Consider the following 5,600-nt stretch of genomic DNA (forward strand, 5'->3'; position numbering starts at 1 on the left):
TCCCAAAGGGATTACGGAACAGCACAGTAATGGCATACCAGTCAGCCAAGCCGCTGGAGGCCCGAATCCGCGAGGGCTTTATCCTGGACCCGCTACCGGGCAGCATCTTCCGGGTGGACAAGACCCGGGTGGTGCTGCAAACCCCCTACGGCCTCGAGACCCGTTTGACCCTGAACGGCGAGGCGGTGGACTCCAAAAACCTGGGCCGGGCCACCTACGATAGCGGCGCCGGCATCCAGCGCCTCGAGTACTATGGCCTGCCGCTGCAACCGGGCCGCAACCTGATCAAGGTACAGACCGCCGCCGGTTCCGACCGGGTAGAGGTCTTCCTGGTGGGCAGCCCGACCCGGCTGGAAGTGCGTCCGCTGCGCTTGCTGGCCGATGGTCGTACCCCGCTTGAGCTCGAGGTGCGGGCGCTGGATGCCCTGGGCCTGCCCTCCGGGTTTGGCGCCCTCACGGTGGAGACCTCGGGTGAACCGCTCGAGGCCGATGCCTTCCCGCTGTTGTCGGGCTACCAGTTGCTGCTGCGAGATGGGGTGGCCCTCCTGCGGCTACAGCCCATCGCCACCCCCACCACCCTGCGCCTGCGACTGGCCACCGGCGAACTACAGGGCCAGGCCGAGTTCTTTGTGCTGGGCCGCCAGAACCGGCTGTGGCAGTTCCAGGGCAGCGTGGGAGTCCGCTTTGGCGAGAGCATCCAGGGGTTCGGCCTGGGGCGCGGCTATCTGGAGGGCCCTTTAGGCGATGGAATCCTGCGGGCCGCGCTGGACGGTTCGCTCCGATTTAATCAAGGCCAGCCCCAGGTAGAAACGGGCCTGCGCGAACAGCCCGACCCCACCGGGCGTTTCCCCCTGACCGGCTCGGGCAACGAAACCCAGCTCCCTTTGCGCTCGGACGACCCCGTCGCAGTGCGCTACGACCAGGAAGGCTTCAGTCTGGGCTACCTGGCCGACCCGTTGAGGGTCTTCGGGGTGAGTGGGCTGCCCCAGGGAACCGCCCTGCGCCTCGAGACCCGGGATGATTTAGCAGTGCAGGGTTTTGTCGGCTGGCTACCTGTTAGCACCTGGACGGACCTGATTCAGCCCGATGGCACCCGCTTCTACCGGCTGTCTGGCCCTGCTGAGCCCGGCAGCGAGCAGGTGGTGCTGCTGGTGGGAGCCCGCGAGACCCGCCTCGAGCCTCTGAAAGACTACGTGCTGGATGCTTTTAGCGGCATCCTGACCCTGGCCCAGCCACTCTGGCCCAGTGCCCCAGACTTTCAGCCGGTGCGCCTGCGGGTAACCTACGCTCCGCAGAACAGCCTGCGCGAGCTGGGTTATGGAGCGGGACTCCGCTGGAGGTTCGGCAATTTCAGCATTGGTTCGGGAGCTGCCCTCCTGCCCGGCCTGGGCTGGCGCTACGGGGCCGAGGCCGCCTACCAGATGCCGGGTTTTGGCCTCAAAGCCAGCTATAGCCGGGGCGGCGGCGAGCGGTTTGGCCTCGAGTTGAGCGGCGGCAGCGGTGCACTGGAGTCCAGAGCCAACCTGGTCTACGAGGGCCGGCTGCAGGGCCAGGCTCAGGTGAGCTACAGCCTCAACGAAGCCGACAGGGTCTCCCTCGAGCACCAGGCCAGCGATGCCAACCGCAGTGGACTGCTCTACACCCGCCGCCTGAACCCCACCTTCTCGATAGGGGGCGGGCTGGGCTACACCTGGGAAACCGCTTCGCTGGCGGGCCTGGGGCGGCTGGGCCTGAGCGGGGGCGCCCTGAATACCGAGCTAACCCACTCACAACCTTTCAGCCTCATGCAGAGTGCTTCAACCCGCCTCAAAAGTACCTACGCCTTCGACGCCAACCTCAGCGCCGAGGCCGATCTGACCCAGACCTGGGGGGCAGGGTTCTCGGGCAGCGTTGGACTGAGGCAAAAACTCGAGGCCGCCAGTCTCTCGCTCTCCTACCAGCTACCGGGCGCGGCGGGTGAGGGCAACCGGGCCCGGTTTGGCCTCGAGGCCCCCCTCCCCCTTTCCGATCGCTGGAGCCTGAACGCCAGCGCGGGCTACGAACGCAGCCTGACCACGGGCAGTGACCAGCTGGCTGTTGGCATGGCCCTGCGCTACCAGGCCGACCATTTCTCCGCCACCCTGGGGGGTGAGACTGCCTGGATAACCGGACAGCCCAAGGTAGTGCTGCGGGCGGGAGCCACCGGACAGCTCGACGCCCAGCAGACCCTTTCGCTGGACGCCAACTACCAGCTTCTGCCCGTCGCCGAGGGTCGCTTCACCCTGGCCTACGCCCTGCGCGGGCGCGATGTATCTCTGCTCACCTACCACCGCCTCAGCAGCGTGGGCGAGCGCGTCTTCGAAGGGGCTCTCGCGACCAGCTACCACCCCAGTCTGCACTTCCAGCTCCGGCCCAGCCTGGCCTACCGCCTGCGGCTCGACGACCCGACCGGCAACACCTACCAGTTTGGTCTGGGGGTCAACCACTACTTCACCGACTGGCTTGGACTGGGGGCCGCAGCCTACCATCAATTGCAGCCCGGAACCCATAGCAGCGCGACCGCCTTCTCGCTCGAGGCCAGCTTCCGCCTGGTAGAAGGGCTGTGGTTCAATGCAGGCTATACCTTTGGCGGCTTTGCGGGCCTGACCCCCGATACCGCCCCAGGGTTTTATATGCGGCTGGACATTCTGGGAGGGGGCCGATGAACGCCATGCGATACATTTTCGTCAACCTCCTTGTAGTTGCATTCATAAGCTCAACCGCCTTGGCCCAGACCAATCTTTGTAGCAACGCAGGTGGTACCCGCAGCAGCAACCTGTTCGCCCTCAATGGTACTTTCGGAACGGCTCCTGCCGGAACCCAGCCCCCCACCCTCACCAGCAGTTCCAACCCCACACCCACCATTCGTCCTTTACGCTATGCGCTGAGCGCAGTACCCGGCATCAGCGCTGGCGTGGATGCGGAGGGCCGCCCCATCGGCACCACCACCTACATCCTCAACAACCGCAACTCGGTTAACTTCCCCAGCAACTACAGTCCCGAGGACGGCGAGTACGAAATCACCAACAGCACCTACAGCCGCCAGGATGGAGCCTGGCACCGCTTTATCGGAGGTCGCAACGGCGGGGGCGAACGCGACCTGTTCATGTTCATCAATGCCGCACAGACGCCCGGTATTTTCTACGAGCAAACCCTCACGGTCGTGCCCAATACCAACTACGAGTTCAGCATCTCGGTGATCAACCTGATCGCCAACAACGCCTCTATCCTGCCCAACCTCAACCTGGAAATTGACCGCCGGGGTGTGGACGACAACAACAACGGAACCGTAGACGAAGCAGGCGAAAGCCAAGTAATTGCCCTCACCGGCAACATCCCCAACAGCAGCACCCCAATCTGGCGCGAGTATGGCGGTGTAATCAACTCGGGTGCCTCCAACCGCATCATTGTGCGCTTCCGCAACAACGCACCCGGCGGCGGCGGCAACGACCTGGCCATTGACAACCTTCAGTTCACTAGCTGTACAGGTCTGGCAACAGGCAATATTTCCGGCACCATCTATTTCGATGCGAACTCAAACAATTCACTGGACAGCGGTGAAGCTCTGGGCAACAACATTGCAGTTGAATTGGTAGGACGTGATAGCAACAATAACCCTTTGGTTGTCGCTACCGCACAAACGGTAAATGGGGTTTATAACTTCACCAACGTTCCTGCTGGCACCTACACCATTCGGGTTCCACTCAACGAACCTCAACTCAACGCAGCAACCCCGCGCAACCCCAGCGCTACTTCTGGTGGATATGTGGTGCGTAACAACGTGCAATTGACTGTGAATGGCAACGTAATCAACCAAAATTTTGGTTTCGGCTTGCCTCCCATCTCGGTAAGCAAAACGGCCAATGCCGACTCAAACACCAACGCCATCGGGAATGTCATCGCCACGGCCAGCGTAGGTCAGACTTTTCAATACACCTTCCGGATCACCAACAATACCGGTATTGACCTGAGCAGTACCTTACTTCGGTTGATTGATGCCTTGCCCCCTGGCCTCAGCTATGTGACTGGCTCACTTCAGATGGCGGTGGTTACCACCGGCAGCCCCACGTTTAGCAACGTTAACGATGGCGGCAGCTACCCATTTGCCGAACCCAACGGGCGGGCCTTAGGGCGCAACGTGGGCACAAGTACCAGTAGTTTCAACAACGGCAGCCTTAGTAACAGCGAGACCCTGATCGTTCGCTTCCGAGTCACCGTACAGAGCAACCCACCGGCAACCCTCTCCAACCAGGGCCGCATCACCTACACCACCAGTTCGGTGGCTCGGACAGTATTGACCGACGACCCCGGTGTGGTGGGCCTGGCCGACCCAACCATAACCCGCATCGGAGCCAATCTGGTAGTGACCAAGATTGCCTCGGTCACCAGCACCAGCCCGGGCTCAACTTTTACCTACTCCATTCAGATTACAAACAATGGTGCGGTAGCGACCAACAATGCCACCCTTCAAGATGTGTTACCCATCGGCCTAAGCTACATCAGCAATACCGCTGAAGCAGCTATGGGAACCAACCCCACTTCCTTCACCAGCCTGAATGCAACCACCTATCCTTTTAGCTCTGCTAGAGCAATTGGCAACAACGTTGGCGTAGGTGGATTTAATAACAATACCCTTGGTGCGGGTCAGACTCTTACGATCCGCTTCCAGGTACAGGTTGCCATTAGCCCGGTGCCTCCTAACAGTCTTTCAAACCAAGCTTCTATAACGTTCAGCTACTCGGGTGGCTCGAGTACAAATGTGCTTAGCGATGATCCAACAATTGTAGGCTTGTCTGACCCAACCATCACTCCAGTGCTCTACCCCGACCTGACCCTCAGCAAAACCCATAGCGGCAACTTTGTGCGCGGTTCCACTGGGGTCTACACCCTCGAGGTCAACAACACAGGACAGGCTGCCACTGCGGGAACCATCACCGTAACCGACACTCTCCCGGTGGGCCTGACCTTTGCTTCGGCAACTGGCTGGAGTTGCTCGGTCACAACCGCTGGGCCTCCGCAAGTGGTGATTTGTACCAGCACAGCCAGCATTCCAGCCGGGGGCAGCACCAGCTTTCCCCTTAGCGTGAACGTAGCACAAAACGCAGCGGCCAACCTCACCAATACTGCAACAGTATCGGGTGGAGCGGAAGCCAATACCAGCAACAACAATGCCAGCGACCCCACCACCCTCGAGTCACAGGCCGATGTGCAAATGGTGAGCAAAACCGTCAACAACGCAACCCCAGCCCAGGGAAGCAATGTGACCTTTACCCTGACGGTGCGCAACAACGGCCCTTCAAATGCAACCGGGGTACAGGTCAGCGATGTGTTGCCCGCGGGGTTGAGCTTTGTCTCGAGCGCCCCTTCACAGGGCAGCTATGTGGCTGGAACCGGGCTCTGGACGGTGGGCAGCCTGAGTGCTGGGGCCAGTGCCACCCTGCAAATCACCGCCACCGCCACCCAGACAGGCAGCCTCACCACCATCGCCAGCAACACCGCCCAGACCGAACCCGACCCCGACCCAGGCCACAACCAAGCCCAAGTCTCCATCAACGTGACCCCCCTGGGGGTCACGGTCTCGG

General features: G+C 61.5%; 2 protein-coding genes. Both read left to right on the top strand.

The features are described from left to right. The first annotated feature begins 29 nt into the window (after positions 1-29). On the top strand, positions 30-2,684 hold the full coding sequence (locus Q0288_RS13485) for a hypothetical protein (protein WP_299431275.1): 2,655 nt from the start codon (positions 30-32) through the stop codon (positions 2,682-2,684). Next, a partial coding sequence (locus Q0288_RS13490) for an SdrD B-like domain-containing protein (RefSeq protein WP_299431277.1) occupies positions 2,681-5,600 on the top strand: 2,920 nt, incomplete at its 3' end. The genes Q0288_RS13485 and Q0288_RS13490, both read left to right, overlap by 4 nt.

This window comes from uncultured Meiothermus sp. (genome assembly GCF_937863175.1).
Taxonomy (GTDB): domain Bacteria; phylum Deinococcota; class Deinococci; order Deinococcales; family Thermaceae; genus Meiothermus.

Coding starts and splice junctions, on each gene's coding strand:
- Q0288_RS13485 (WP_299431275.1), top strand. CDS start 30: ATGGCATACCAGTCAGCCAAGCCGCTGGAGGCCCGAATCCGCGAGGGC.